At 65.0% G+C, this 25,020-nt stretch carries 32 protein-coding genes; all 32 read right to left on the bottom strand.

Going from position 1 to position 25,020, the window contains the following annotated elements; genetic code table 11:
* Positions 1-2: 2 nt before the first annotated feature.
* The 32 genes from rplF to B0I08_RS18175 all read right to left on the bottom strand — a co-directional run bounded on the left by rplF (position 3) and on the right by B0I08_RS18175 (position 25,002).
* Positions 3-539 carry a 50S ribosomal protein L6 gene (gene rplF / locus B0I08_RS12290; protein ID WP_106213254.1) on the bottom strand — a complete coding sequence of 179 codons (537 nt, stop codon included), beginning with the start codon at positions 537-539 and terminating at the stop codon, positions 3-5.
* Positions 540-545: 6 nt separating this feature from the next.
* Positions 546-944, bottom strand: a complete 399-nt coding sequence (rpsH, locus tag B0I08_RS12285; RefSeq protein ID WP_106213252.1) for a 30S ribosomal protein S8 — start codon at positions 942-944, stop codon at positions 546-548.
* 76 nt (positions 945-1,020) lie between these two features.
* Complete coding sequence (gene rplE, locus B0I08_RS12280) at positions 1,021-1,617, bottom strand: 50S ribosomal protein L5 (protein ID WP_106213250.1); 597 nt, start codon at positions 1,615-1,617, stop codon at positions 1,021-1,023.
* A complete protein-coding gene (gene rplX / locus B0I08_RS12275) occupies positions 1,617-1,976 on the bottom strand; it encodes a 50S ribosomal protein L24 (protein WP_106213248.1) in 360 nt (119 codons plus the stop codon). Before rplX ends, rplE begins: the two co-directional genes overlap by 1 nt.
* Before the next feature lie 2 nt (positions 1,977-1,978).
* Entirely contained in the window at positions 1,979-2,347 is a 369-nt protein-coding gene (gene rplN, locus B0I08_RS12270; protein ID WP_106213246.1) for a 50S ribosomal protein L14, read from the bottom strand.
* Between the two features lie 33 nt (positions 2,348-2,380).
* Positions 2,381-2,695 carry a 30S ribosomal protein S17 gene (gene rpsQ / locus B0I08_RS12265; protein WP_106213244.1) on the bottom strand — a complete coding sequence of 105 codons (315 nt, stop codon included), beginning with the start codon at positions 2,693-2,695 and terminating at the stop codon, positions 2,381-2,383.
* Positions 2,695-3,021 carry a 50S ribosomal protein L29 gene (gene rpmC, locus B0I08_RS18180; protein WP_106213242.1) on the bottom strand — a complete coding sequence of 109 codons (327 nt, stop codon included), beginning with the start codon at positions 3,019-3,021 and terminating at the stop codon, positions 2,695-2,697. The genes rpsQ and rpmC overlap by 1 nt, the downstream gene beginning before the upstream one ends.
* Entirely contained in the window at positions 3,021-3,440 is a 420-nt protein-coding gene (gene rplP, locus B0I08_RS12255) for a 50S ribosomal protein L16 (RefSeq protein ID WP_106213240.1), read from the bottom strand. Before rplP ends, rpmC begins: the two co-directional genes overlap by 1 nt.
* A gap of 2 nt (positions 3,441-3,442) precedes the next feature.
* Complete coding sequence (gene rpsC / locus B0I08_RS12250) at positions 3,443-4,228, bottom strand: 30S ribosomal protein S3 (protein ID WP_106213238.1); 786 nt, start codon at positions 4,226-4,228, stop codon at positions 3,443-3,445.
* Entirely contained in the window at positions 4,228-4,623 is a 396-nt protein-coding gene (gene rplV, locus B0I08_RS12245) for a 50S ribosomal protein L22 (RefSeq protein WP_106213236.1), read from the bottom strand. Before rplV ends, rpsC begins: the two co-directional genes overlap by 1 nt.
* Positions 4,624-4,647: 24 nt before the next feature.
* Positions 4,648-4,929, bottom strand: a complete 282-nt coding sequence (rpsS, locus tag B0I08_RS12240) for a 30S ribosomal protein S19 (RefSeq protein WP_106213234.1) — start codon at positions 4,927-4,929, stop codon at positions 4,648-4,650.
* A gap of 12 nt (positions 4,930-4,941) precedes the next feature.
* A complete protein-coding gene (gene rplB / locus B0I08_RS12235; RefSeq protein ID WP_106213232.1) occupies positions 4,942-5,781 on the bottom strand; it encodes a 50S ribosomal protein L2 in 840 nt (279 codons plus the stop codon).
* Positions 5,782-5,799: 18 nt separating this feature from the next.
* A complete protein-coding gene (gene rplW, locus B0I08_RS12230; protein ID WP_106213230.1) occupies positions 5,800-6,099 on the bottom strand; it encodes a 50S ribosomal protein L23 in 300 nt (99 codons plus the stop codon).
* Entirely contained in the window at positions 6,096-6,746 is a 651-nt protein-coding gene (gene rplD, locus B0I08_RS12225) for a 50S ribosomal protein L4 (protein ID WP_106213228.1), read from the bottom strand. The genes rplW and rplD overlap by 4 nt, the downstream gene beginning before the upstream one ends.
* Before the next feature lie 5 nt (positions 6,747-6,751).
* A complete protein-coding gene (gene rplC, locus B0I08_RS12220) occupies positions 6,752-7,402 on the bottom strand; it encodes a 50S ribosomal protein L3 (protein ID WP_106213226.1) in 651 nt (216 codons plus the stop codon).
* 15 nt (positions 7,403-7,417) lie between these two features.
* Positions 7,418-7,726, bottom strand: a complete 309-nt coding sequence (gene rpsJ, locus B0I08_RS12215; protein ID WP_106213224.1) for a 30S ribosomal protein S10 — start codon at positions 7,724-7,726, stop codon at positions 7,418-7,420.
* 406 nt (positions 7,727-8,132) lie between these two features.
* Positions 8,133-8,798 (bottom strand): YoaK family protein, encoded by a 666-nt coding sequence (locus B0I08_RS12210; RefSeq protein WP_181243400.1) that lies wholly within the window; start codon positions 8,796-8,798, stop codon positions 8,133-8,135.
* Between the two features lie 76 nt (positions 8,799-8,874).
* Complete coding sequence (locus B0I08_RS12205; RefSeq protein WP_106213220.1) at positions 8,875-9,087, bottom strand: antitoxin; 213 nt, start codon at positions 9,085-9,087, stop codon at positions 8,875-8,877.
* A gap of 74 nt (positions 9,088-9,161) precedes the next feature.
* On the bottom strand, positions 9,162-10,130 hold the full coding sequence (locus B0I08_RS12200; RefSeq protein ID WP_106213535.1) for a DNA topoisomerase IB: 969 nt from the start codon (positions 10,128-10,130) through the stop codon (positions 9,162-9,164).
* 206 nt (positions 10,131-10,336) lie between these two features.
* A complete protein-coding gene (gene tuf / locus B0I08_RS12195; protein ID WP_106213218.1) occupies positions 10,337-11,530 on the bottom strand; it encodes an elongation factor Tu in 1,194 nt (397 codons plus the stop codon).
* 118 nt (positions 11,531-11,648) lie between these two features.
* Complete coding sequence (fusA, locus tag B0I08_RS12190; RefSeq protein WP_106213216.1) at positions 11,649-13,763, bottom strand: elongation factor G; 2,115 nt, start codon at positions 13,761-13,763, stop codon at positions 11,649-11,651.
* Between the two features lie 168 nt (positions 13,764-13,931).
* Complete coding sequence (gene rpsG / locus B0I08_RS12185; RefSeq protein ID WP_106213214.1) at positions 13,932-14,402, bottom strand: 30S ribosomal protein S7; 471 nt, start codon at positions 14,400-14,402, stop codon at positions 13,932-13,934.
* Complete coding sequence (gene rpsL / locus B0I08_RS12180; RefSeq protein ID WP_106213212.1) at positions 14,402-14,776, bottom strand: 30S ribosomal protein S12; 375 nt, start codon at positions 14,774-14,776, stop codon at positions 14,402-14,404. The genes rpsG and rpsL overlap by 1 nt, the downstream gene beginning before the upstream one ends.
* 268 nt (positions 14,777-15,044) lie before the next feature.
* The gene (locus B0I08_RS12175) at positions 15,045-15,527 is read right to left on the bottom strand and encodes a DUF6121 family protein (RefSeq protein ID WP_106213210.1); all 483 of its coding nucleotides are present in this window, start codon (positions 15,525-15,527) and stop codon (positions 15,045-15,047) included.
* Positions 15,490-16,650, bottom strand: a complete 1,161-nt coding sequence (locus B0I08_RS12170; RefSeq protein WP_106213208.1) for a hypothetical protein — start codon at positions 16,648-16,650, stop codon at positions 15,490-15,492. The genes B0I08_RS12175 and B0I08_RS12170 overlap by 38 nt, the downstream gene beginning before the upstream one ends.
* A gap of 113 nt (positions 16,651-16,763) precedes the next feature.
* Positions 16,764-17,522 (bottom strand): hypothetical protein, encoded by a 759-nt coding sequence (locus B0I08_RS12165; RefSeq protein ID WP_146134407.1) that lies wholly within the window; start codon positions 17,520-17,522, stop codon positions 16,764-16,766.
* Positions 17,523-17,528: 6 nt separating this feature from the next.
* Positions 17,529-19,292 carry a type IV pilus assembly protein PilM gene (gene pilM, locus B0I08_RS12160; protein WP_106213204.1) on the bottom strand — a complete coding sequence of 588 codons (1,764 nt, stop codon included), beginning with the start codon at positions 19,290-19,292 and terminating at the stop codon, positions 17,529-17,531.
* An 11-nt stretch (positions 19,293-19,303) separates the two neighbouring features.
* Positions 19,304-20,140: a prepilin peptidase gene (locus B0I08_RS12155; protein WP_106213202.1), complete on the bottom strand. Its 837-nt coding sequence runs from the start codon at positions 20,138-20,140 to the stop codon at positions 19,304-19,306.
* Positions 20,137-22,026: a hypothetical protein gene (locus B0I08_RS12150; protein ID WP_219905661.1), complete on the bottom strand. Its 1,890-nt coding sequence runs from the start codon at positions 22,024-22,026 to the stop codon at positions 20,137-20,139. Before B0I08_RS12150 ends, B0I08_RS12155 begins: the two co-directional genes overlap by 4 nt.
* Positions 22,023-22,832 carry a PilW family protein gene (locus tag B0I08_RS12145; protein ID WP_106213200.1) on the bottom strand — a complete coding sequence of 270 codons (810 nt, stop codon included), beginning with the start codon at positions 22,830-22,832 and terminating at the stop codon, positions 22,023-22,025. Before B0I08_RS12145 ends, B0I08_RS12150 begins: the two co-directional genes overlap by 4 nt.
* Positions 22,829-24,271: a carboxypeptidase-like regulatory domain-containing protein gene (locus tag B0I08_RS12140; protein ID WP_106213198.1), complete on the bottom strand. Its 1,443-nt coding sequence runs from the start codon at positions 24,269-24,271 to the stop codon at positions 22,829-22,831. Before B0I08_RS12140 ends, B0I08_RS12145 begins: the two co-directional genes overlap by 4 nt.
* A 263-nt stretch (positions 24,272-24,534) precedes the next feature.
* A complete protein-coding gene (locus B0I08_RS18175; RefSeq protein ID WP_281260215.1) occupies positions 24,535-25,002 on the bottom strand; it encodes a prepilin-type N-terminal cleavage/methylation domain-containing protein in 468 nt (155 codons plus the stop codon).
* Positions 25,003-25,020: the final 18 nt, after the last annotated feature.

Below are 25,020 nucleotides of genomic sequence, written 5' to 3'. Positions count from 1 at the left end.
GATTACTTACCACTCTTTCCGGCCTTGCGGCGGACTACCTCGCCTGCGTAACGCACGCCCTTGCCCTTGTAGGGCTCTGGCTTGCGCAACTTACGAATGTTGGCCGCGACTTCGCCGACGGCCTGCTTGTCGATGCCGCTGACAGTCAGTTTGTTGTTGCCCTCGACCGTGAAGCTGATGCCGGCGGGCGGCGCAACCGTGATCGAGTGTGAGAAGCCCAGTGCGAACTCGATCGAGTCGCCCTTTGCTGCTACGCGGTAACCGGTACCTACGATTTCGAGGCCCTTCTTGTACCCTTCCGTCACACCAATGATCTGGTTGGCGATGAGGGTACGCGTGAGGCCGTGCAGCGAACGCGAAGCGCGCTCGTCGTCTGGACGGGTGACCAGGATCTGGCCATCCTCCTTCTTGACCTCGATGGGGCTGGCGACGGAGAGCGTGAGCTCTCCCTTCGGGCCCTTGACCGTGACGGCTGAGCCATCAACGGTGATGTCGACCCCAGCGGGGATCGAGATGGGAAGTCTTCCAATACGCGACATGACGGGTTACCACACGTAGGCGAGGACTTCCCCACCCACGCCCTTCTTGCTGGCCTGGCGGTCCGTGAGGAGACCGGAGGAGGTCGACAGGATTGCGACACCGAGCCCGCCGAAGACCTTGGGGATCTCGGTCGACTTGGCGTACACGCGAAGGCCGGGCTTCGACACGCGCTTGATGCCCACGATGGAGCGTTCACGGTTCGGGCCGTACTTCAGGTCGATGGTCAGCGTCTGTCCGACGCGGGCCTCTTCGAGCTTCCAGCCGGAGATGAATCCCTCGGCCTTGAGAATGTCGGCGATGTGAGTCTTGAGCTTGCTACTCGGGAGCGACACGGTTTCGTGGTACGCCGAGTTAGCGTTGCGCAGTCTGGTCAGCAGGTCTGCGACCGGATCTGTCATTGTCATTGCGAGTATTTCCTTTTCTCACCTGGTTTCGGCACCCGGTACACCGGATGCCGACCTAGGCGATAGGTGGTGCAGGTTAGGAGGGTGTGTTCTGCGCGTTACGGAACGGGAACCCGAGCGCCTGAAGCAGCGCGCGACCCTCGTCATCGTTCTTTGCAGTGGTCACGACGGTGATGTCGAAACCACGAACACGGTCGATCTTGTCCTGATCGATCTCGTGGAACATGGACTGTTCCGTGAGGCCGAAGGTGTAGTTACCGTGGCCGTCGAACTGCTTGTCCGACAGGCCGCGGAAGTCGCGGATACGGGGAAGCGCGAGCGACAGAAGCCGGTCGAGGAATTCCCAGGCGCGGTCGCCGCGAAGCGTCACGTGGGCGCCAATCGGCTGGCCCTCGCGCAGCTTGAACTGAGCGATCGACTTGCGGGCGTTGGTGACCTGCGGCTTCTGGCCAGTGATGGCCGTGAGGTCCTTGACGGCGCCATCGATGATCTTTCCATCGCGGGCGGCTTCACCAACACCGGTGTTGACAACGATCTTCACAAGTCCGGGCACCTGGTGCACGTTCGTGAAGTTGAAGTCCTTCTTCAGCTGCGCGGAGATCTCTTCGCGGTACTTCTGCTTGAGGCGCGGCTGAGCTTTGACAGCCGGCGCGGCAGTTTCGGTGTTCGTCATTACAGGTCCTCACCGGACTTCTTGGCGTAACGGATACGAACGGTCTTCTTGACACCGTTCTTCTCCACTACCTCCTCGCGGAAGCCAACTCGCGTCGGCGTCTTCGTCTTGGGGTCGATCAGCGCAACGTTCGAGACGTGGATGGACGCCTCGACGGTTTCAATGCCGCCGGTCTTGGTACCACGCTGGGTCTGGCCCACACGAACGTGCTTGGTGACAAAGTTGACACCCTCCACGATCACGCGGTTCTTCTCAGCGAATACCTCGAGGACGCGTCCCTGCTTGCCACGGTCTCCGCCGCGGGTCTGCTTGGCGCCCGTGATGACCTGAACCAGGTCACCCTTCTTGATGTTTGCCATGATTAAATGACCTCCGGTGCCAGCGAGATGATCTTCATGAACTTCTTGTCGCGAAGCTCACGACCTACCGGCCCAAAGATGCGGGTACCGCGAGGGTCTCCGTCAGCCTTGAGGATCACTGCGGCGTTCTCGTCAAACTTGATGTAAGAACCATCAGCGCGACGGGTCTCCTTCTTGGTGCGAACGATGACTGCCTTGACGACGTCACCCTTCTTGACGTTTCCGCCAGGGATCGCATCTTTTACGGTGGCGACGATAACGTCACCAAGACCCGCGTAACGACGGCCAGAGCCACCGAGCACGCGAATGGTCAGAATCTCCTTGGCGCCGGTGTTATCGGCGATCTTCAGGCGGGATTCCTGCTGAATCATTTTTTTCTCCTGCTACTCAAGTAAGCGCGAGGCTTACTTGGCCTTCTCGAGGACTTCGACGAGGCGCCAGCGCTTCGTAGCGGACAGGGGACGGGTCTCGCTGATAACAACGAGGTCGCCGATTCCGGCCGAGTTGGCCTCATCGTGGACCTTGACCTTGGATGTGCGGCGGATGACCTTGCCGTAAAGCGGGTGCTTTACGCGGTCCTCAACCTCGACAACGATGGTCTTTTCCATCTTGTCGCTGGTGACGTAGCCGCGACGAACCTTGCGGTAACCGCGCGCACTGGCGTCCTTGACATCGGTTCCGACGGACGTGGCGTCCGCGGTGTCGTTGACCTTAGCCATTACTTGGTCTCCTCGGCGGTCTCGGTAGCGTCGGCCTCTGCAACAGCAGGAGCGTCAGCCTTCTTGGTCTTCTTCGCCTTGACGGGAGCCTCAACCGCGACGGGCGTGGCACGAATGCCCAGCTCGCGCTCACGGATGACGGTGTAGATGCGGGCGATGTCGCGCTTGACAGCGCGCAGTCGTCCGTGGCTCTCGAGCTGGCCGGTAGCCGACTGGAAGCGCAGGTTGAACAGCTCTTCCTTGGCCTTCTTCAGCTCGTCGACGAGTCGGTCGTCTTCAAAAGTGTCGAGCTCGGTTGGTGCGAGCTCCTTGGATCCGATCGCCATTATGCGTCGCCCTCCTCGCGCTTGATGATGCGTGCCTTCAGGGGCAGCTTGTGAATGGCACGAGTGAGTGCCTCGCGTGCGACTTCCTCGGTTACACCGCTGAGCTCAAAGAGCACGCGTCCGGGCTTGACGTTGGCGATCCACCACTCGGGCGAACCCTTACCGGAACCCATGCGGGTTTCGGCCGGCTTCTTGGTAAGCGGGCGGTCGGGGTAGATGTTGATCCACACCTTTCCACCACGCTTGATGTGACGGGTCATCGCGATACGAGCTGCCTCGATCTGGCGGTTAGTCACATATGCGGGAGTAAGGGCCTGGATGCCGTACTCACCGAACGACACCACGGTGCCACCAGTAGCCTGGCCGGTACGGCCGGGGTGGTGCTGCTTGCGGTGCTTAACTCTGCGGGGAATCAACATTGTTACGCCTCAACTCCTGCTGCAACGGGGGCAGCGACAGCGTCGGTACGCGGGGCACGACGTGCACGGTCGCCATCGCGGCCACCGCCATCACGACGCTCCGGACGCGACGACTTCTGGTTGGCCTGCTCGCGAGCAAGCTCCTTGTTCGTTATGTCGCCCTTGTAGATCCAGACCTTCACACCGATACGGCCGAAGGTGGTCTTGGCCTCGTAGAAGCCATAGTCGATGTTCGCGCGCAGGGTGTGCAGCGGCACACGGCCTTCGCGGTAGAACTCCGAGCGGCTCATTTCTGCGCCACCCAGACGACCGGACACCTGGATACGGACACCCTTGACGGTGGGGGTGCGCTGGGCACCCTGCATGCCCTTACGCATCGCGCGGCGGAACGCCACGCGGGCGCTGAGCTGCTCCGCGATTCCCTGTGCGACGAGCTGAGCTTCAGCCTCGGGGTTCTTGACCTCGAGGATGTTCAGCTGGATCTGCTTGCCCGAGAGCTTCTCGAGGTCGGCGCGGATGCGCTCGGCCTCGGCGCCACGACGACCAATCACAATGCCCGGACGGGCGGTGTGGATGTCGACGCGGACACGGTCACGGGTGCGCTCGATCTCGATACGTGCCACGCCGGCGCGGTCAAGCGACGTCTTCAGCAGGTTACGGATCTTGATGTCTTCAGCAACGTAGTCGCTGTAGCGCTGGCCGGCCTTCGTGCTGTCAGAGAACCAACGCGACACGTGGTCGGTGGTAATTCCCAGACGGAAGCCGTAGGGGTTTACTTTCTGGCCCATTACTTCTTTCCTGCCTTCTTGGCGGCTTTCGCCACGTCGGCATCCTCTGGCGTGGCCAGAACAATCGTGATGTGGCTGGTGCGCTTCAGGATCTGGAATGCACGGCCCTGAGCACGCGGCTGGAACCGCTTCAGGGTCGTTCCCTCGTCAACAAACGCCTGCGAGACGAACAGGTCCTGCTCGTCCAGGTAGGTGTTGGATGCATCTGCCTTGACTCGCGCGTTGGCGATAGCGGATGCAACCAGCTTGTACACGGGCTCGCTCGCACCCTGCGGTGCGAACTTCAGAATTGCCAGTGCTTCAGTGGCCTGCTTGCCGCGGATCAGGTTAACGACGCGACGGGCCTTGGTGGCTGTAACGCGAATGTGCTTCACGCGAGCGATGGATTCAACCATTTCTCTCCTCCTTCCACCACCGCGTTAGCGGCGGCGACCCTTCTTGTCATCCTTCACGTGGCCGCGGAAGGTGCGGGTGGGCGAGAACTCGCCGAGCTTGTGGCCCACCATGGACTCGGTGACGAACACCGGGATGTGCTTGCGACCGTCATGGACCGCGATCGTGTGGCCGAGCATGATCGGAATGATCATGGAGCGGCGCGACCAGGTCTTGATAACGCTCTTGCTTTTGGCCTCATTGGCGACGACTACCTTGCGAAGCAGGTGCTCGTCGACGAAGGGGCCCTTCTTCAGACTGCGTGGCATCTTCTACAACTCCTACTTGCGCTTCTTGCCGACGTTGCGTCGACGAACAATGAGCTTGTCACTCTCAAGCTTGCGCTTGCGGGTGCGGCCTTCCTTCTGGCCCCACGGGCTGACGGGGTGACGTCCACCGGACGTCTTACCCTCACCACCACCGTGCGGGTGGTCCACCGGGTTCATGGCTACACCACGAACGGTCGGGCGAACGCCTTTCCAGCGCATACGGCCGGCCTTGCCCCAGTTGATGTTCGACTGCTCGGCGTTGCCGACCTCGCCGATCGTGGCGCGGCAGCGTGCGTCGACGTTGCGGATTTCACCCGACGGCAGACGAAGCTGCGCGTAGGGGCCATCCTTGGCGACGAGACGAACGGATGCACCAGCGGAACGAGCCATCTTCGCGCCACCACCGGGCTTGAGCTCGATCATGTGAATGACCGTTCCCACGGGGATGTTGCGCAGCGGCAGGTTGTTGCCTGGCTTGATGTCCGCGCCGGGGCCGGATTCGACGATGTCGCCCTGGCTCAGCTTGTTCGGAGCAACGATGTAGCGCTTCGTTCCATCGACGAAGTGCAGCAGTGCGATGCGCGCGGTGCGGTTGGGGTCGTACTCGATCTCAGCGACGCGGGCGTTGATGCCGTCTTTGTCGTTGCGACGGAAGTCGATCACGCGGTACTGGCGCTTGTGGCCACCACCGATGTGACGGGTCGTGATGCGACCGGCGTTGTTACGGCCACCGGTCTTGGGCAGCGGACGAAGAAGCGACTTCTCCGGGGTCGAACGCGTAATCTCGGCAAAGTCTGCAACCGAAGAACCGCGACGACCAGGAGTCGTGGGCTTGTACTTACGAATAGCCATGGTTTATCCCTCTGTTCCCTAGCCGACAGCTGTGAAGATGTCGATGGAACCGGACTTGAGTGTGACGATCGCACGCTTGGTGTTCTTGCGCTTGCCGATACCGAACTTGGTACGGGTCGCCTTGCCGGTGCGGTTGAGTGTGTTGACCGAGTCGACCTTCACGGAGAAGATCTTCTCGACGGCCAGCTTGATCTCCGTCTTGTTGGCACGAGGGTCAACAATGAAGGTGTACTTGCCATCGTCGATCAGGCTGTAGCTCTTCTCGGAGACGACGGGAGCGATGATGATGTCGCGCGGGTCCTTCTGCGTAGCGGTCATGCGCTGACCTCCTCCTTCTTGGACTTCGACGCGACGAACGCTTCGAATGCGGCCTTGGTGAAGATGATGTCGTCGCTGACCAGAACGTCATAGGCGTTCAACTGGTCGGGCGGCAGCACGTGGACGGTGGGGATGTTGCCCACGCTGCGACGCGACAGCTCGTCGTCACGCTCAAGCACGATGAGTACGTGCTTGCTCGAGGCGATGGTGTCGATCAGCGTGATGACGGCCTTGGTCGAGGGGCTCTCGCCAAGGGCGAGGGACTCGATGACGTGAAGGCGGTCACCGCGGGCGCGGTCGGAGAGAGAGCCGAGCAGTGCTGCAGCAATCATCTTCTTGGGGGTGCGCTGCGCGTAGTTGCGCGGCTTGGGCCCGTTGACAACGCCACCACCGGTCATGTGAGGTGCACGGATCGAGCCCTGACGAGCGCGACCGGTTCCCTTCTGCTTGAACGGCTTGCGTCCGGCACCGGAAACCTCGCCACGAGTCTTCGTGGAGTGCGTTCCCTGGCGAGCGGCTGCGAGCTGAGCAACGACGACCTGGTGGATGAGCGGAACGTTGGTGGGTACGTCGAACAGTTCGGCGGGAAGCTCTACGCTTCCGGCCTTGTTGCCCTGGACGTCAACCACATCAAGTGAGGTAGCCATGTGAACTACGCCCCCTTCACTGAGTTGCGAACGAATACGATGCGGCCACGAGCGCCGGGAACCGCGCCCTTGACGAGCAGCAGACCCTTCTCGAGGTCGACCGAGTGAACCTTGAGGTTCAGCACCGTCACGCGGTCGCCACCCATACGTCCCGCCATGCGCATGCCCTTGAAGACACGGCTGGGGGTCGAGGAGGCACCGATCGAGCCGGGCTTGCGGTGGTTGCGGTGCGAACCGTGCGAGGAAGAAACGCCCTTGAAGTTGTGACGCTTCATAACACCGGCGAAGCCCTTACCCTTGCTCGTTCCGACGACGTCGACGAATGCGCCGGCCTCGAAGGTGTCAACCGTGAGCTCCTGGCCGAGTGTGTACTCGGCGGCGTCAGCGGTGCGAACTTCGGTGAGGTGACGGCGAGGCGTGACGCCAGCCTTCTCGAAGTGTCCTGCAGCAGGCTTGTTCACCTTGCGGGGGTCGATCTGGCCGTAGGCGATCTGGATCGCCGTGTAGCCGTCAACCTCGGGGGTGCGCAGCTGGGTCACAACGTTGGGGGTGATCTCAACGACGGTGACGGGAACGAGCTTGTTGTTCTCGTCCCAGACCTGGGTCATACCGAGCTTCTTGCCCAGCAGGCCCTTGACTGTCTTTGTGTTAGTCATGGTTTCCTCCTCGGCCTAGAGCTTGATCTCGATGTTGACATCGGCGGGAAGGTCGAGACGCATAAGCGAGTCGACGGCCTTCGGCGTCGGGTCAATGATGTCGATCAGACGCTTGTGGGTGCGCTTCTCAAAGTGCTCGCGGCTGTCCTTGTACTTGTGAGGAGAACGGATCACAACGATGATGTTCTTCTCGGTCGGAAGCGGCACCGGGCCAACTACCGTGGCACCCGCGCGGGTTACCGTGTCGACGATCTTGCGCGCCGAGCTATCGATGACCTCGTGGTCATACGACTTAAGTCGAATGCGGATCTTTTGTCCCGCCATGTCTGACTCTCTCTCTCTAATGCATCGTGGTCTGTGCTTGCGCACAACTATTGGATGCTTGGTAAGCCCAGCACTTCTGCTGTTTGCACCACTGTTTATCTGTCAAGTACTGGGGTTCCCCACCCCGCAAGAGCACATGCGTGTTCTGAACTGTGTTCGGGAGTGGGTAATCCGTGTTCTTCCCCCCGCGGCCTAGATCAACAACGCCTGTGTTCCACTGGAACGGACGTCGGTCTATGCACTGCCTGGTGGTGATTCGCACACGCGTAGTGGCGAAATGTTGAACTAGACGAGTTTGCCACACTCCGGGCATTGCTGCAACCCGGGCGTGTCGCGCTGCGGGGCGGTGTTCTGCTTGGCCACGGGGTGCTCTTCGAAGGCGGGGCGAGCGGATGCAGCATCCGCCCTAAATGAGCTTGCGACGCCCCGCGATGATGAGTGTGACGGCGCCAGCGACATAGATCAGCGCGGCCGCAAAAAGGGCCCAGGGGCCGCCCCAGATGGTGATCACCCAGGCGCCGAGTGCCGCGCCAAGACCCATCATGACAACCGCGAGCAGGCGGTGCACCCAGGCCTGCCCCTTGCCGCCGCCCAGACGGCTGTCGCGGGCGAGATTCGCGAGGGTGTTGGTCACCACGATCGTGGTGATGTCGCTGTTGCCGACCGGTTTGACGGCGGACACCTGGCCGCCCATGACGACGGCGAGGAGGAAGGTGATCACCAGGATGGCGAGATGGGGCAGGTCGCCGAGAACGGTCCAGAAGATGCCCAGCCCGATCGCGAGCGCTCCACCGACGAGAAGCACCCAGGCCGAGGCCAGCGGCAGCTTCTCCTGGTGACCGCGACCCACGATCCGGCCGCTGACGATCGATCCCACAACGAAGCCGAGCAGGGCGATGATGTTGTTCAGCAGCGGGATGCCAGCGACCCCGACGAGGGCGAATCCGATGAACAGCACGTTGCCGGTCATGTTTCCGGTGAACACCCGGTCCAGAGCCAGGTAGCTGACGGCGTCGATAGCGCCCGTAGACGCGGTCAGCAGGAGCAGACCTGCGGTGTAGCTTCTGTGCACGTGCGGAGCCTTTCGTCGGGCGGGATGGTGATTGCCCGGCGGCATCCGTATCGAGACTACCGGTGCGAGACCACTGTCACTCGTTGCCGAGACGCTTGTCGGCCTGGTCGCGTGCACCGTCTATTTTGTCGTTGTGCTTGCCTCCGGAGACCTTCTTCGCGATATCACTCGCGCGGTCGAGGACGGTGTCACTGATGCCCTCGGCCTTTTCGCTCTTGAGGTGCTTCTGCACCTTCTCGTCGCCCAGCAGATTCTGTGCCTTCTTCATCATGTCGCCGAAGCCTGCCATGGTCGTGCTCCCATCGGGTTGAGGTTCTGAATCGTGCGTGGTTTTCGAATCGTGCTGGGTTAAATGGTAGGCGGTCATTCGAAGAGCAGCACGCGCAGTTCGCTCTCGGCGGCGTGGATCCGGTTCGGGTCCAGCGTGCGGCCGTGTGTGAAGTGGTCGATCACGCGCGGATCCACGTAACTCGATCGGGCGATCGCCGGAGTGTTGCTGAGCTCGGCAGCGGCCTCGCGCACAGCTTGCGAGATCGCACGCTGCCGTGCCGTTTTGGTGGCGGCCGGCCCGTGCTTGGCGAGGCTGACCGCGGCGGCCACGGTGCCGTGGAGCGTGCGGAAGTCCTTCGCGCTGAACTCGCCCCCGGTGCGTTCGCGCACGTACTCGTTGATCTCCACCGCGGACACCGGGTGCCACCCGTTGTCTGCCCGGTAGGCGAGCAGCCGCGCGTTGGCTCCCCGGCGCTTCAGGCCGCGCACCACGCGGGCCAGATCCGGGTCGGTGATGTCGCTGTCCCAGGCCTGCCCGCTCTTGGCCGGAAAGCGTAGCTGTACCGTGTCTCCGGACACGGTGGCGTGCGCGCACAGCAGCGTGGTGAGGCCGATGCTGCCGTTGGCCTCGGCGTAACGCTCGGACCCGACGCGGAGGCTTCCGGTATCCAGCATCCGGAATCCCGCCGCAAGGGCCCGCTCCCGGGTGGGCTGTTCCTGGCGAAGGTCCATCGTGACTCGACGCCTCGCGGTGGGGAGTGATTCGGCCAGAGCGAGAGCGCGATCGTACTTGATCCGGTCCTTCTGCTCGCGCCAGGTCGGGTGGTAGATGTACTGCCGTCGTCCGGCCGCGTCGACGCCCGTCGCCTGGATGTGACCGTTCGCGAACGGGGCGATCCACACGTCGGTCCACGCCGGCGGAATCCCGAGGGACTCGAATCGGGCTCGCAGCTCGGGATCGGTGACGGTTCCCCCGCGGGGGTCACGGTAGGTGAAACCGCGTCCCGCCCGCACCCGGTGCACACCGGGAGATGACGAGTCGCTGCGGCGAAGTCGAGGCATGTACACACAATTACCACGCTCGCCTGAGCGCAATACCCTATCCGGGACGCGATGGCCCCATGGTGGGGCGGCCCATGCGCGCCCTGGCCCTCGGGCACGAAAAAGGGGCCGAGTCCGTGTGGACTCGACCCCTCGGTCGCTACTCAGATGCTGTCGGGCCAGAAGGCCGGTTCAGCTGCTGCGCGGATGGTGCGGTGGTGCAGAGGTTACTTCAGAACCTTGGTCACCGTGCCGGCGCCGACGGTGCGGCCACCCTCACGGATCGCGTAGCCGAGGCCCTCTTCCATGGCGATGGGCTGAATGAGCTCAACGGTCATACCAGTCGTGTCGCCGGGCATTACCATCTCGGTGCCCTCGGGCAGCGTGATGACGCCGGTGACGTCGGTGGTGCGGAAGTAGAACTGCGGGCGGTAGTTCGCGTAGAACGGGTTGTGACGGCCGCCCTCTTCCTTGGAAAGGATGTACGCGGTTCCCTCGAAGTTCGTGTGAGGAGTAACGGAGCCCGGCTTGACAACAACCTGGCCACGCTCAACGTCTTCACGCTTGGTTCCACGGAGGAGCAGACCACAGTTCTCGCCGGCCCAAGCCTCGTCGAGCTGCTTGTGGAACATCTCGATACCCGTGACGATGGTTTTCTGCGTCGGGCGGATGCCAACGATTTCGACCTCGGAGTTGAGTGCGAGGGTTCCACGCTCGGCGCGGCCCGTAACGACGGTTCCACGACCGGTGATCGTGAAGACGTCCTCGATCGGCATCAAGAACGGCTTGTCCTTGTCGCGGATCGGGTCCGGCACGGACTCGTCAACGGCGGCCATGAGCTCGAGGATCGAGTCGACCCACTTCTCGTCGCCCTCGAGAGCCTTGAGGCCCGAGACGCGAACAACGGGAGCGTTGTCGCCATCGAAGTCCTGGCTGGAGAGCAGCTCGCGAACCTCGAGCTCAACGAGCTCAAGGATTTCTTCGTCATCAACCATGTCGGACTTGTTCAGCGCGACGAGCAGGTACGGCACGCCGACCTGCTTCGCGAGCAGAACGTGCTCACGGGTCTGAGCCATCGGGCCGTCGGTCGCTGCAACCACGAGGATTGCACCGTCCATCTGAGCAGCACCGGTGATCATGTTCTTGATGTAGTCAGCGTGGCCGGGGGCGTCTACGTGTGCGTAGTGGCGCTTCTCGGTCTCGTACTCGACGTGCGAGATGTTGATGGTAATTCCGCGCTGGCGCTCTTCAGGAGCAGAGTCGATCGACGCGAAGTCGCGCTGAACGTTGGTAGCGGAAGGGAACTTGTCGGCGAGGACCTTGGAGATCGCTGCGGTGAGCGTGGTCTTTCCGTGGTCAACGTGACCGATCGTTCCGATGTTTACGTGCGGCTTAGTCCGCTCGAACTTGGCCTTGGCCACTGTGGGTCCTCCTCAGGACTCTGGTGCGAAGCGTGCGGTTGAGGTTCTCAACCGCACGCTTCACGGAATTGGTGTGTTGTTATGTTACTCGGGCTCGGTGAGCCTTCGTGTCAGGGTGCTATTCGCCCTTGTTCTTCTGGATGATCTCGTCGGCAACAGCTCTCGGGACCTCAGCGTACGACTCGAAGGTCATCGAATACACGGCGCGGCCAGAGGTCTTCGACCTCAGGTCACCCACGTATCCGAACATCTCCGACAGCGGCACGTTTGCGCGGATGACCTTGACGCCAGTCGCGTCATCCATGCTCTGGATCTGACCGCGTCGCGAGTTGATGTCGCCGATGACGTCGCCCATGTATTCCTCAGGGGTACGCACCTCGACAGCCATCAGCGGCTCGAGCAGAACGGGTTGTGCCATGCGAGCGGCTTCCTTGAAAGCCATCGATCCGGCAATCTTGAACGCCATCTCCGAGGAGTCGACGTCGTGCGCGGCACCGTCAAGCAGAAGTGCCTTGACGCCCACCATCGGGTAGCCGGCCAGGACACCAACGTGCAGTGCGTCCTGAATTCCAGCGTCAACCGAGGGGATGTACTCGCGGGGAACGCGGCCACCGGTGACCTTGTTCTCAAATTCGTAGGTCTTCTCGGCCGTGACTTCCAGCGGCTCGATGGAGATCTGAATCTTGGCGAACTGGCCGGAACCACCGGTCTGCTTCTTGTGCGTGAAGTCGTGCTTCGGCACAATGCGGCGGATCGTCTCGCGGTAGGCAACCTGCGGCTTACCAACGTTGGCCTCAACGCCGAACTCGCGCTTCATACGGTCAACGAGGATGTCGAGGTGAAGCTCGCCCATTCCCTTGATCGTGGTCTGGCCGGTGTCCTGGTTGTGCTCGGTGCGGAACGTCGGGTCTTCTTCGGCGAGCTTCTGAATGGCGAGGCCCAGCTTTTCCTGGTCCTGCTTCGTCTTCGGCTCGATCGCGACCTCGATCACGGGCTCCGGGAACGTCATCGACTCGAGAACAACCTGGTTCTGCGGGTCGGAGAGCGTGTCACCGGTGGTGGTGTCCTTGAGGCCGATGACCGCGTAGATGTGCCCGGCGCTCATTGCGGCGACCGGGTTCTCCTTGTTCGCGTGCATCTGGAAGATCTTGCCGATGCGCTCCTTCTTGCCCTTGGTCGCGTTGATGACCTGGGCTCCGGAGTCGACTGCGCCCGAGTAGACACGAACGTAGGTGAGACGACCGAAGAACGGGTGGACGGCAACCTTGAACGCGAGAGCCGCGAAGGGCTCGGTCGCGTCGGGGTGACGCTCAATGATCTTCTCTTCGTCGCGAACGTCGCGGCCTTCGGTTGCCGGCACGTCGAGCGGGCTCGGCAGGTAGTCGATGACGGCGTCAAGCATCGGCTGGACGCCGCGGTTCTTGAACGCGGAGCCACAGAGCACCGGGTAGATCTCCGAGTTGACCGTCATCTTGCGGATGGCGGCCTTGATCTCGGCGACGGTGAGCGCTTCACCCGCGAAGAACTTCTCGAGCAGCGCGTCGTCAGTTTCTGCGACGGTCTCGAGCAGCACCTGGCGGTACTCGTTGGCCTTTTCGACGAGGTCTTCCGGGATGGGCTCGATCTCGTACTTGGCACCGAGCTCAACGTCACCCTTGGAGTCTCCGCGCCAGGTCAGCGCGCGCATCTCGACCAGGTCGACAACGCCCTCGAAGGTGTTCTCGAAACCGATCGGCAGCTGGATGACCAGCGGACGGGCACCAAGGCGCTTGACGATGGTCTCGACGGTGAAGTAGAAGTCCGCGCCGAGCTTGTCCATCTTGTTGACGAAGCAAATGCGGGGGACGTCGTACTTGTCGGCCTGGCGCCAGACGGTCTCGGACTGGGGCTCAACGCCCTCCTTGCCGTCGAACACGGCGACGGCACCATCGAGGACGCGGAGCGAACGCTCCACCTCGACCGTGAAGTCAACGTGACCGGGTGTGTCGATGATGTTGATCTGGTGGTTGTTCCAGAAACAGGTCGTCGCGGCAGAGGTGATCGTGATGCCACGTTCCTGCTCCTGCGCCATCCAGTCCATGGTGGCTGCGCCATCGTGAACTTCACCGATCTTGTGAGTGATACCCGTGTAGAACAGGATGCGCTCAGTCGTGGTGGTCTTGCCGGCATCGATGTGGGCCATGATGCCGATGTTGCGGACCTTGTTCAGGTCGGTGAGCACGTCTTGTGCCACGGATTTCCTCCGAAAGGGTTAAGAGTGAAGGCTGGTTGGGCAGGTCCCGAGGGGCCGCGCCGAAACTATGTTGCGGCACAGACGCCCGTGTTCATAACGAGCACATGCTCTTTACGAGCACAGTCACTCTACGAGCACGGTGTGTCTTGCCCAACCAGCGGGAGCTAACTACCAGCGGTAGTGCGCGAAGGCCTTGTTCGACTCGGCCATCTTGTGGGTGTCTTCGCGACGCTTCACAGCGGCTCCAAGACCGTTCGACGCGTCGAGAATCTCGTTGGTGAGACGCTCGGTCATCGTCTTCTCGCGGCGAGCCTTGGCGTAGCTGGTGAGCCAACGCAGCGCGAGCGTGTTCGCGCGGTGCGGCTTGACCTCAACCGGCACCTGGTACGTCGAGCCACCAACGCGGCGAGACTTGACCTCGAGGGTCGGACGGACGTTGTCGAGGGCCTTCTTCAAGGTGACAACGGCATCCGCGCCGTTCTTGGCGGAGACACCTTCGAGGGCGCCGTAGACGATGCGCTCGGCAAGGCCCTTCTTGCCATCGAGGAGAATCTTGTTAACGAGCTGGCTGACGATCGGAGCGCCGTAAACCGGATCTGCTACGACCGGGCGCTTGGGTGCTGGTCCCTTGCGAGGCATTACTTCTTCTCCATCTTCGCGCCGTACCGGCTGCGAGCCTGCTTGCGGTTCTTGACTGCCTGGGTGTCCAGCGCGCCACGAACGATCTTGTAACGAACACCGGGGAGGTCTTTCACACGACCGCCGCGCACGAGCACCATCGAGTGCTCCTGGAGGTTGTGGCCCTCGCCGGGAATGTATGCGGTGACCTCGGTGCCGTTCGACAACTTGACGCGAGCGACCTTACGGAGAGCCGAGTTCGGCTTCTTCGGGGTGGTCGTGTACACGCGGGTGCACACGCCGCGCTGCTGCGGGTTGTTCTTGAGGGCCGGTGTCTTGGACTTTGTGACCTTCGGGCTGCGGCCCTTACGGACCAACTGCTGAATGGTTGGCACTACGTACTCCTTGTATTTACTGCACGGTGACAGCTGCTTGCTACTAATTCGCATTCGCTTCGCGCCAACGTACTGACGCACAACGAGTTCATCTGGACCAACCGCGGGACACAAACGTTCGGGCCCTGGCTGGTATGCCGTGGGGGCTGTTCCGGAAGGAACAAACCCAGCGTGTATGGCGTGGTCAGACCTGCAGCGCATGTGAGTCAACAATCAGATTCACAGGGGCACAATGCAGGCGCACGACAAAGCGCACACCCAAGTAATACTAGCCTTGCGGCTCTCCGCGGTCAATACCACGGCCGTCGCCCGGCGGGCGTGACGACACCGCCCAGAGCGAAAGAACTATCGCGCCCGACAGCAGGGCTGCCGCGATCACAAACGGGCTGCTCGCCTGCTGCGCCGCATAGATCAGCAGCCACACCGGCTCCCCCTGTGCCCAGGCGAACCCGAGACCTCCGACCAGGATCATAATCACGAAGACGGATGCCACGGCCGCTGCTGACGCGCCCCACGGTGTTGTCCGCCCCGCAGTTCGCACCAGCGCCCGAAAGGTGACCAGGGCCGCTGCCAGCACCATGGACGGCCCGAGCAGCGTTCCCGCTTCCGGGTCAGAGATGACGTCCCGTCCGAGAAACAGGCTGAGGAACCCAAAGGTCGCGATCACCATCGCGAAGTACGCGACAGTGGCCAGCGCGGGAAGCAGAAACCGGTTAGGAGGCGGCGCGGGGGGCTGCGGAGGTGTGGCCATGACGGGTTCCTCGCTCAATCACATCACGCTCGAACTGCGCCTGCCTCTCGGCGTTCTGCACCTTCACCCGGCGACCCCGCGCGCTGATCGCCAGCCCCGTCCAGAGAGATACCTCGCGCGCGAGCACGCCGGCCGCGATCACCAGCGGGTTGACGAGCGCACGGGCGAACTCGGCGCTGGCCTCTGCGGGAGTCGAGCTCACCACATCGCTCAACAGCAGCAGAACGCCGATGGTCACGAGGTAGGTGAACAGCGCCACGGGAATGCTGCCGAGCACGTAAGCCCACCAGCCCGCCCGGTTGGCGATGAGCACCAGAACGACGAACCCGATCGCATACAGCACCACAGGAACAAAGAAACTCGCCTGACCAAGGAAGTTGGTGACCACCCGTCCGGTGGTGAGGTAGAACAGGGCAAAGATGACGACCGCAAACAGCGCGGCGAACGCAAGAGCGGAGAGCGCGGCGAGCAACGAGCCGACTCCGCGGTTGTTCCGCTTCGCTGGCGGCATGGGCGCTTCCACGTAGACCACCCGCGGCTGCGCGTTCTGGTCGTCGTCGGCGACACCGTGGTTGGCGACACCGTGGTTGGCGAAACTGCCGTGCGCGAAACCGTTCTGGGGGGAGCCGTTCTGCGGGGAGCCATTCTGGGGAGAGCCGTCCGACGCGGCAGTGGCGGGGGCGGTCGCGTACGCGACTGTGGGGGCGGCGGCGGAGGCGAGGGCCAGGGTCGTGTTTGTCGACGTGGACGCGGGCGTAGACGCGTCGATCACGTACTGGGAGCGGTCGATCACCGTGTCCGGCGAGGTGAACGGCACTGCGCCAGCCGGGGACTGGTGCGCGGGTGGTGCGTTCGACGCGAGGGCGCGGGCGGCGGCACGTGCTGCGGCACGCTGGGCAACGGCGGAAGCGGCGATCACGCGCGCCGCGGCATCCGGCTCCACGAGAGCGGGCGGGATGTACTTCGACCCGACCGCCGCGTGAGAGTCGTCGGCACCGTGGGCCGGGGAGGACTCCGCATGCTCGGGCGAGGTCTCGGCGGGCTCAGGCGAGGTCGCGGCATCTCGTGCGGGCGCGTTCGGTGCGTCGCGGGGAGACTGTGCCCCAGAGTTGTCGTCGCTCACTGTGGTGCTCCTCGCTGCCCGGAACCACGCGGATCAAGGCAACCCGGATGGACGGATGTCACTTTAGCAACGCTGCGTGACAGAGCGCTGGACGCGCGAGGCCGCGCCCGCCCCTACCCGGTCGCGGCGTCGATCAGCACGTAGGCGTACCCGCGCACCTCCGACACGCTTTCCTCAAGCGGCTCGGTGGCGACGAAGTCGGCTGAGGTGACGAGGAACAGGCGCCGTCCGTGCTGGAGCTCGCCGACCATCGCGCGCGCGTCGGCCGGTGTGCCACTCAGGGTGAGAGTGATCGGCACGGCGTAGAGGTTGCCGGCGGTCACGCGCGGTGAAGGTGCGGTTGCCGCTGACTCGGCGATCGACTCGGCGGCGGGTGCCGTGGGCTGCCCAGCGGTGGGTGCGGCGGGCTGCTCCCCCGTGGGCTCGGTCGTCGGAGCGACCGAGGCCTGCGCCGCTTCGGCAAGGGAGATCGGCGACAGCGGCTCTTCTGCGCCGTAGCGTGTGATCACCACCCCGTGAGCCGCCGCGACCGCGGTCATCTCATCGACCAGGTCTGGCAGGCCCAGGCCCGCGGGAATCTCACCGCGCAGGCTGAGCGTCTCTGCCCGGATCGCATCGATGCGGGCGTGCTGCTCGATGAGGGCGAGCAGGGTGGTGCGGTGCTTCGCGTTCTGCAGCTCGGTGCTGGCAAGGGCGGTGTGGGAGGCGGCCGCGGCATCCACCTGCGGCGACACACCGAGGAACCACCCGAGGGCGAGAATTCCACAGCAGCTGACCGTGGTGATGATGAGCGGCATCCGTGGGTTGGGCAGGCGTTGTGCGGGCAGGCGTTTCGTGGGCAGGCGTTTGGCGGGCAGGCGGGTAATGGGCATGGTGTCCTACTCTCCGGCCGCGTCGACGGTGCCGCCCACCGGCCCGTCCTGGGGTGGGGTCTCCGCGGCGGCGAAGCGGCGAGCGCGCGCGTCGGCACCAACGTTGAGGGTGACCTCGGCGATGTACCCCGGGCGGGCGCCGGTCTCGTCGAGGGAACGGGCGTCCAGCGACGAGTCGGCGTACCCGGGCAGGGCCTCGAGGCTGCGTACCCACGCGGTGAGGTCGCCCTCAGATGAGCTCGAGGTACGCAGCGTGAGGGTTCCGGCGACGTCACCCCGGAGCGGCCCGGCCGGTGGCCGCTGCACCTCCCAGGGTGCGGCGGCGCTGGCGGCGGCTTCGATGAGACTGGTCCCCGCGGGCATTGTCGCCTCGATGAGGGAGAGGTAGGCGGCCCAGTCGATTTCGGTGGATGCTCCGTAGGCCCGAGCGTCGTGCAGGGTGGCGAGCAGCGCGGCGAGGTTTTTCGATTCCGCGTAGTTTTTCTGCTGATCGAGCAGGGCGGTGGTTTCCGCTTGGGCCGCGTCGAGGCGGTTCTGTGCCTGGCCGGCAAACCATCCGGCGCCGAGAACTCCCGCGACGGTCGCCACCAGCACGGTGGCCGCGGCGAGCGCGAAGCGTCGGTTGAGTGTGCGGGCCCGGGCGCGCAGCCCGATCTCGGGCGGAAGCAGGCTCACCCGCGGCTGGCCCGCGACACCGAAGAAGTCGGCGGGATTACCCGTGCGGGCTCCTCCGATGGCGAGACCGAGGGCGATTGTCATGGGCGCATCTGCGCCGCGGCGGGGGGATGTCGCGGCGCCGTCGTCAACGGAGAGCCCGGCGAGCGGTTTGCCCACCAAGGACGGCAGCCGGGTTATCTCGGCGAGCGCGGCCGGGAGCCCGCGCAGTCGCGCACCACCACCGGTGAGCACGATGCCCTCGAGCGGATGTTCGGGGTGTGCGTTTTCGAAGTAGCGCAGGGTGTTGCGCACCGCCTCCAGCAGGTCGTGGGAGAAGTCGTTGATCACGGCGGCGGCCTGGCTCTGCGCAGGGTCCGGGTCCGACGGCCCGAGCACCAGGCCCACCTCGCGTTTGATCCGTTCCGCCTGCTCGAGCGGCACCGCCAGCGTCTGCCCGATGAGCCGGGTGAGGTCGTGGCCGCCGGTCGGGATGATGCGCACAAAATGCGGCACCCCGCGAGCGGCGACCACAACCGTGGTGGTGCGGGCGCCGACATCCACCAATGCCACGGTCGACGTTCGAAACGACGCGGCCTGCGCCCGCACCAGGGCGAACGGCGCGAGGTCGACGTCGACCACGGTGAGTCCGGCCTGGGTGGCGGCGGCGATCAGCGCGCTCACGGTCTCGGCGACCGCGGCGACGAGGAGACCGCTCACCACCGGCAACCCGTCTGCCACCGCCTCCGAGATCGGATAGAAGTCGAGAATCGCCTCCGATGTCGGCACCGTGAGCAGATCGTGCACGGAGAACGGCAGCGCCTGCCGCATCTGGGCCATGGTGCCGCGGGGCACGGTGAGGTCGCGTACGAGAACCCGGGCGTTGCCGACACCGAGCACGACGCGGGTGGAACTGAAGCGGTGGATTGACCAGAGCTCCCGCAGAAGTGCCGCGACGGCATCCACCTCTATCACCTCCCCGCTTGCGACAACGCCCGGCGGCACACTGATCTGACCGAACGCGCGAATGGACGGATGCGAGCCGGCGGCGCCCTCCACCTCGACGGCGCGGATGGCGTCCGAACCGATGTCGACACCGACGATGCGTTGGGTCATGTGCTGCTCCTTTAGTTCAGGCCGACAGAGGTCAGGCCGACAGAGGTCAGGCCGACAGACGTCAGATACACGTGCGCGATGCGCTCCCCCAGCAGGATTCCGACCCAGGCGCCCGCGAGCATCCACGGCCCGAACGGCACCCCACCGCCGCGCTGAACCCTGCCAGCGGCGAGCAGCGCCACGGAGTACGCGCCGCCCAGCAGGAACGCCGCGAACGCCCCGACCGCGAGCTCCGCCCAGCCGAACCAGCCGAGGTAGAGGCCGAGCACCCCTGCGAGTTTGACGTCGCCGAGGCCCATGCCGCGCGGGTAGGCCAGGGCGAGCGCCAGGTAGAAGGAGAAGAGCAGTGACGCCCCGATGAACGCGGTCACGAGTGCCTCCCACTCGCCCGCGACCGCGGTTGCGCCGAGTAGTAGTGCCGCGCCGATCGGATACGCGGGCAGCACGATGCGATTGGGGAGCGTGTGGGTGTCGATGTCGATGAGGGCGAGCGAGATGGATGTCGCGGCCAGAAACAACAGCGCGGGCAGCTCGGCGAGCCGGCCGGGAGCCTCGAACACGTAGTACAGGGTGAGCGCAACGAACGCGAGCGCGGTGGTCGCCTCGACCAGCGGGTAGCGCGCCCGGATCGGTTCTGCGCAGTCGCGGCAGCGGCCCCGGAGCAGCAGCCAGGACGCCACCGGCACGTTGTCCCGCGCTCGGATCGGGTGGGAGCAGCGGGGGCACGCGCTCGGCGGCGCGACCAGCGACTCACCGCGGGGCACCCGCCAGACGACCACATTGAGGAACGATCCGATCGCGAGCCCCAGGGATCCGCCAAGCGCGCTTATCAGCAGCGCGGCGCTCATCGTGCCGCTCCGTCTGCGGCGAAGGCGGCGCGCGTCTCGATCCACAGGGTGACCGCGTAGCTGGTGCTCACCGGCAGCAAAAACTTCGGCGGGGTGCGGGTCGCAAAGCGGGAGTCGTAGGAGTAGTCCTTGGTGTAGCCGTGGACCGTGCCGTCCGGGGTCCGTACCCACACGGTTCCGCGGAACTTCTGCGCGATCGCGCCCACCACCGTGAGCGATCCGCGGGCGCCACCCTTGGACGGGTTCTGCACCCGGAAGGTGTGGTTGACCGACAGCACCGCCGCGTGGATGCTCCGGCTGCCTCGCTCGGCGTCGGGCATCACCGAAACGCCGGAGGCATCCACCGGGTTCCATACCAGAACAGCGTCGTTACCCACCAAGCCGAGCATGTCGCGGGTCGTGTTTGCCAGCGTGATGTTGCCCACGATGTAGAGAAGGTGGGATGTCGCGACCGTCACCGACCCGTTGAGCACTCCCCGCACAAAAGCGTCGCCGGTGCGACAGCCGTAGTCGGTCGCGCTGGCGGATTCGTTCGTCGTGGGGTAGCCGATGCCGTTATCGGAGCCGTGCCCGTCGACGCCCGTGCAACTCAGCGGTACGGTGCCGGTTCCGGTTGCCTCCTGCACGGGAGGAAACGCGGTGGGGCTCCAGTAGTTCGGGTCGGTGGCTACGGCCGGGACATCCTGCACGTACATCACGTTGTTGGCCGGCACCGCGAAGGTCGACCCGTCCCGCGAGCCGAGACCGGTCGCGCCGGGCACCCCACAGGCGGCCGGCGCGCTGCCCCCACTGGCCGGGTCGCCGGTGACCTGGGTCTGGCGGGTCCACGGCGAGCGCACCGTGACGGTGCCGGTGGCGTTGAAGACGATCTGGGTCGGACCGGTGAACAGGCAGCCGGCCGGGGTGGTCAGGTCGCTGCGGGTCTCGAGCATGAGCGCCGCGTTGGTCGCGGGCATCACGACGGCGCCGACCGTTGTGGGGCCGGTGGCTGGCGAGAAGGTCGAAGCTCCGCAGGGGTGGCTGTTCGAGTCCATCGGGGCGTACAGCGGCGTGCCGCTCGGGGCGCTGTAGGCCGTGGTGACGGGGCCCTTGAAGGTGGCGCCGCAGGAACGGATCGTGTCGTTCGAGTGCACGGGCCCGTTGAGCACGTCCGAGCCAATGAACGAGAGCTCGCCACAGTGGTTCGCGTCGGTGCGGCCCGCATATGCGTACCGGGTGCAGTCGTGGACTACGGCGGCAGAGGCGCCCGTGGGATCGGCTACCTCATAGTCGGTGAAATAGAGGTAGTCGAGGAAGCTGTTCACCTTGAGCTCGGCGATCACGGTGCGGGTTTGCGTGCCGACGCGGCCGGTGGAGCGCAGGGACATGCTGCCGGTGATGTCAAACTCCGAGACATCCACCTCATATCGAAAGCTCGCGGTGCCCCCGCTGCCCGGCACACTCGCCCAGCTGCCGGTGAGGCCTACTCCGAACGCGGGGTTGGCGGCGGCTCCGGCGGGAAGGCTGATAGCGGTCGCCGAGGGGGCGGAGTAGGGCGCGGCCGGGTTACCGTACCGGCCGTAGCTGGGGTCGGCGGCGAGGCGGCTCTGGTATTCCTCGACCCCGGCGTAGGCGGCGGCGAGCGCTCCGTTCCAGTCCTGGTCGGTGCGCGCCGTGCGGGCGCTACCGAGGGCAATCGCGACGGCGGCGACCGTGAGCAGTGCGAGAACCGCACCGACGCCGATCACCATGACGAGAGCGACACCGTCTTCGTCGCGCCGGAGCGTGCTGCCGAGGCGACGAAGGACGCTGAGGGCGGGGGGCGCAGAGCGGGCGGATGCCACGCTGCCGGTTGGACTGGTGGATGCCACGCTGCCGGTTGCGGGCGGCGAAGCACGGCGGCTCACCGGGTGCCCCGCACGCGGCTGATGCCGAGGTTGGGGAGTCCAATCGTGTTGTCCAGGATGGCGGTGGTCCCAGAGCTCGCGCTGCTGCTTTCACTCGCGGGCTGCGGGCTCTGTTGCACCCGGAGCGTCACCCGTACGGAGGCGATGGCCGGTAGTTGCGCCGAATCGAGGGCGGCGCCGGGTGCGGGAACCAGCTCGGAACCGGCCGCGTTGTAGTAGCGCAGAAGCGGAGTCGCGGAATCGGTGAGGATGCCGCGGACGATCGTGCGCTCGGATGCGGGTTCGGTGGCGAAGTGCCACGGCGTCGTCGCCGTGGCAGCTGCCGGGCCGCCTGGAGTCGCGGGAATGCCCGGCGTTGCGGGGGTACTCGGCGTCGCGGGGGTACTTGGCGTCGCGGGGCTGCCGACCCACCGGGTCTCGGTCAGGGTGCCCCCGGCGGTGACGGTGAACTTCACGGCGAGGGGTGCCGGCGCCGCGGCATCCGCATCGATGAAGGAGTAAAGGGTGATTTCGGCGGCCGTCGCGCGGAGGATCGCGTTGGCCGGGGCGGTGCCGGCGGGCGTGCCGATGAGGGAGACCTCCGCGGCCGAGCGGATCACGCGGGACAGTTCGCGCATGCCGATCGACGCCGAGCTCGAATTGGCGGATGCCTGCGCTTCGCGGGTGAAGCTGCGCGACACGGTGACGACGATCGAGACCATCAGCGTGGCGATGATGGCGGTGAGCGCGATCGAGATGACGAGTTCGACCAGGCTGATGCCTGACTGGTCGCGCGCGAGTCGGTGGTGCGGGACGGGTTCGCTCATGGCGCGACCCGCGGATCGAGCGTGATGACAGTTGCCGCGACGCTGCCGCGGCTGCCGAGCGTGATTGCCGATCCCGGCACGGTGGCTCCGGGCACGGTGCTGCCGGGCACCGCCGCTCCTGGGGCCGTCGCCGCGGTCGAGTGCAGGGTCCAGGATCCGAACGGAAGCGCGATGGTCGACCCCGACGGCACGGCGCCGAACGCGTAGGTGGTGGCGCGGGTGCAGCCGGGATCGCCGGTCGACGCGGGGGCCGCGGCGCTCACGGCCGTGAGATTGGCGCCGGGAGCCAGGCCGGTGACCGTGAGGATGCCCATCGGTACGGTGCCGGCGACGGACTCCCCCGGGCTGCTGGCGACCTTCGTGCGCGTGCCCGTCAGGACCACGCCCGCCTCGGTCACCGGAGCCCACGCGGCCGGGTCGATCGACAGGCAGGACGCGTCCGCGGTGTACACCCCAGCAATTACCTCGTACCCGGAGGCGAACGGAAACAGCGACGCCGTGAGGGTGCGGGTGGTGTTCGTGCCGGATCCGGTGAGGGATGCCACGGTCACACGTCCATCCGCAGCCAGGTAACTCGTGTCGAGGTTGCGCGGCAGGTACACCGCGCCCGCGGGGACGGTCGGCGTCGCGGTCGGCGCGTAGGTCAGGGTGAACTGGCTCGCGCGATCGTAGGAGAAGGACGCGCCCGCGGAGTACCCGGCCACGACGGGAACGGTCGCCACGGGAGAACTGGCCTGCGCCATCGAGTCGAAGTGGTCGGCCGCGGTGGCCGTAACGCTGTAGTTGCCGGGCGTGAGGCGGGTGAGAAACGCGCAGCCCTGGGAGTCCGTCGTGGCGTTCGCGCTGCTGGTTGCTCCGTTTGCGACGGCAGAGGGTGTCGCAGTGATGCCGACCCCCGAAACACCGGAACCGGACGTTCCCAGCACCCGCACCAGGATGGTTCCGCTGTCGGGAGAGTTGAGGTGGGAGTTGGGCGTGATGACGGTGTCCGCGCGCACGGGGCTCGAGCCGCCGCGCTGGTTGTCCCAGCGCACCTCGACGTTGATCCGCTTGTACAGCAGGGTTCCGCCGGTCGCCCCGCACGCGTCATCCGTGCCCGTGGCCGACACCCACGCGGTCTTCACGACTACGTGGAAAAGGTCGCCACCAACGCGCTGAGCTGGCCGCGTGACATCCGTCAATGCCATCACGCTTGCTGCGTCCCTGGCCAGGTCGATCTCCTCGGCGGCAAGGTTTGCGGCGACGTGGCGGGCTCGGGAATCACGATCGAGCTGGATCACGCTCAGCACCGTGTAGGCGGTTCCGGTCGAGAGAAGGGCGAAGACAAACAGCGCCACCATGACCTCGACGAGGCTGAACCCGGCGTCGTCCGCGATGCCATGCTCGGGCTGCTCGGCGTGCTGGGTGGGTGGGGCCGGCGTGTTCTGTGCTGCGGTCATGGTGTCACCTCGCTTCGGGGCGGTGGTGCGGCAGGTAAGGCGGGTGCTGCGGGATGCCGCGGGCGGGCGTTTCCCCCAGGGTGCGGCACCGCGGGCCGGGGGAAACCAGCGGTGCCGCAACACTTGCTAGGTGGAGCACGTGCTAGGTAGAGCACTTGCGGGGTAGAGCGGTGTTTCTGTGGGGTCTCCCGCGTGGTTAGGGCCACGAGGGAGGGTTCGGTGGGGTGCCGCTGGGGGGAACGGGACCCCACCGAGTCTTGGGGCTAGGTACCGGCTGTCACGGCTGATTCTGTGACCAAACCGGTCGAACTCGTGTAGGTCCATTTGATGGTTCCTAGCCGGGAATGGCGACCCGAGATCGTGTACCCGGCGCCATCGATTGCGGGCGTGAGAGTCACATCAGCCGATTTGCTGTAGCCCGCATTCTTGAGAGCATCTGTGGTCGTGATCGATGAGTACGAGCCGTTGTTGTTTACCGCGATGGTCTCGACCGCGATGACGGCATTCGCGATATCCGAAGTGACCTGCGCCTCCCACGCCGCCTGCCGCTGGTTCAGGAACGTCGGGATCGCAATGGCGGCGAGGATGCCGATGATGACGACCACTACGAGCAGCTCGACGAGGGTGAAGCCCTTCTCCCTCGAAGACTCGCCGTCCTTCGCGGGGTCGATGTCGGATGAGGCAACGGAGGCACGACGGGCCGCCAGGGAGTTGGCGATTGTTGTTTTCACTGTTCATTCCTTCGGGTA

Origin of the sequence: Glaciihabitans tibetensis, from assembly GCF_003003265.1 — a bacterium.
GTDB lineage: Bacteria > Actinomycetota > Actinomycetes > Actinomycetales > Microbacteriaceae > Glaciihabitans > Glaciihabitans tibetensis.
This window is presented reverse-complemented; position numbering and strand designations above follow the sequence as displayed.

Bases quoted from the DNA above. Each gene is read 5' to 3' on its own strand.
- rplF (WP_106213254.1), bottom strand. From the start codon at position 539: ATGTCGCGTATTGGAAGACTTCCCATCTCGATCCCCGCTGGGGTCGAC.
- rpsH (WP_106213252.1), bottom strand. From the start codon at position 944: ATGACAATGACAGATCCGGTCGCAGACCTGCTGACCAGACTGCGCAAC.
- rplE (WP_106213250.1), bottom strand. From the start codon at position 1,617: ATGACGAACACCGAAACTGCCGCGCCGGCTGTCAAAGCTCAGCCGCGC.
- rplX (WP_106213248.1), bottom strand. From the start codon at position 1,976: ATGGCAAACATCAAGAAGGGTGACCTGGTTCAGGTCATCACGGGCGCC.
- rplN (WP_106213246.1), bottom strand. From the start codon at position 2,347: ATGATTCAGCAGGAATCCCGCCTGAAGATCGCCGATAACACCGGCGCC.
- rpsQ (WP_106213244.1), bottom strand. From the start codon at position 2,695: ATGGCTAAGGTCAACGACACCGCGGACGCCACGTCCGTCGGAACCGAT.
- rpmC (WP_106213242.1), bottom strand. From the start codon at position 3,021: ATGGCGATCGGATCCAAGGAGCTCGCACCAACCGAGCTCGACACTTTT.
- rplP (WP_106213240.1), bottom strand. From the start codon at position 3,440: ATGTTGATTCCCCGCAGAGTTAAGCACCGCAAGCAGCACCACCCCGGC.
- rpsC (WP_106213238.1), bottom strand. From the start codon at position 4,228: ATGGGCCAGAAAGTAAACCCCTACGGCTTCCGTCTGGGAATTACCACC.
- rplV (WP_106213236.1), bottom strand. From the start codon at position 4,623: ATGGTTGAATCCATCGCTCGCGTGAAGCACATTCGCGTTACAGCCACC.
- rpsS (WP_106213234.1), bottom strand. From the start codon at position 4,929: ATGCCACGCAGTCTGAAGAAGGGCCCCTTCGTCGACGAGCACCTGCTT.
- rplB (WP_106213232.1), bottom strand. From the start codon at position 5,781: ATGGCTATTCGTAAGTACAAGCCCACGACTCCTGGTCGTCGCGGTTCT.
- rplW (WP_106213230.1), bottom strand. From the start codon at position 6,099: ATGACCGCTACGCAGAAGGACCCGCGCGACATCATCATCGCTCCCGTC.
- rplD (WP_106213228.1), bottom strand. From the start codon at position 6,746: ATGGCTACCTCACTTGATGTGGTTGACGTCCAGGGCAACAAGGCCGGA.
- rplC (WP_106213226.1), bottom strand. From the start codon at position 7,402: ATGACTAACACAAAGACAGTCAAGGGCCTGCTGGGCAAGAAGCTCGGT.
- rpsJ (WP_106213224.1), bottom strand. From the start codon at position 7,726: ATGGCGGGACAAAAGATCCGCATTCGACTTAAGTCGTATGACCACGAG.
- B0I08_RS12205 (WP_106213220.1), bottom strand. From the start codon at position 9,087: ATGGCAGGCTTCGGCGACATGATGAAGAAGGCACAGAATCTGCTGGGC.
- B0I08_RS12200 (WP_106213535.1), bottom strand. From the start codon at position 10,130: ATGCCTCGACTTCGCCGCAGCGACTCGTCATCTCCCGGTGTGCACCGG.
- rpsG (WP_106213214.1), bottom strand. From the start codon at position 14,402: ATGCCTCGCAAGGGACCAGCACCCAAGCGCCCGGTCGTAGCAGATCCG.
- B0I08_RS12175 (WP_106213210.1), bottom strand. From the start codon at position 15,527: ATGGCCACACCTCCGCAGCCCCCCGCGCCGCCTCCTAACCGGTTTCTG.
- B0I08_RS12165 (WP_146134407.1), bottom strand. From the start codon at position 17,522: ATGCCCATTACCCGCCTGCCCGCCAAACGCCTGCCCACGAAACGCCTG.
- pilM (WP_106213204.1), bottom strand. From the start codon at position 19,292: ATGACCCAACGCATCGTCGGTGTCGACATCGGTTCGGACGCCATCCGC.
- B0I08_RS12155 (WP_106213202.1), bottom strand. From the start codon at position 20,140: ATGAGCGCCGCGCTGCTGATAAGCGCGCTTGGCGGATCCCTGGGGCTC.
- B0I08_RS12145 (WP_106213200.1), bottom strand. From the start codon at position 22,832: ATGAGCGAACCCGTCCCGCACCACCGACTCGCGCGCGACCAGTCAGGC.
- B0I08_RS12140 (WP_106213198.1), bottom strand. From the start codon at position 24,271: ATGACCGCAGCACAGAACACGCCGGCCCCACCCACCCAGCACGCCGAG.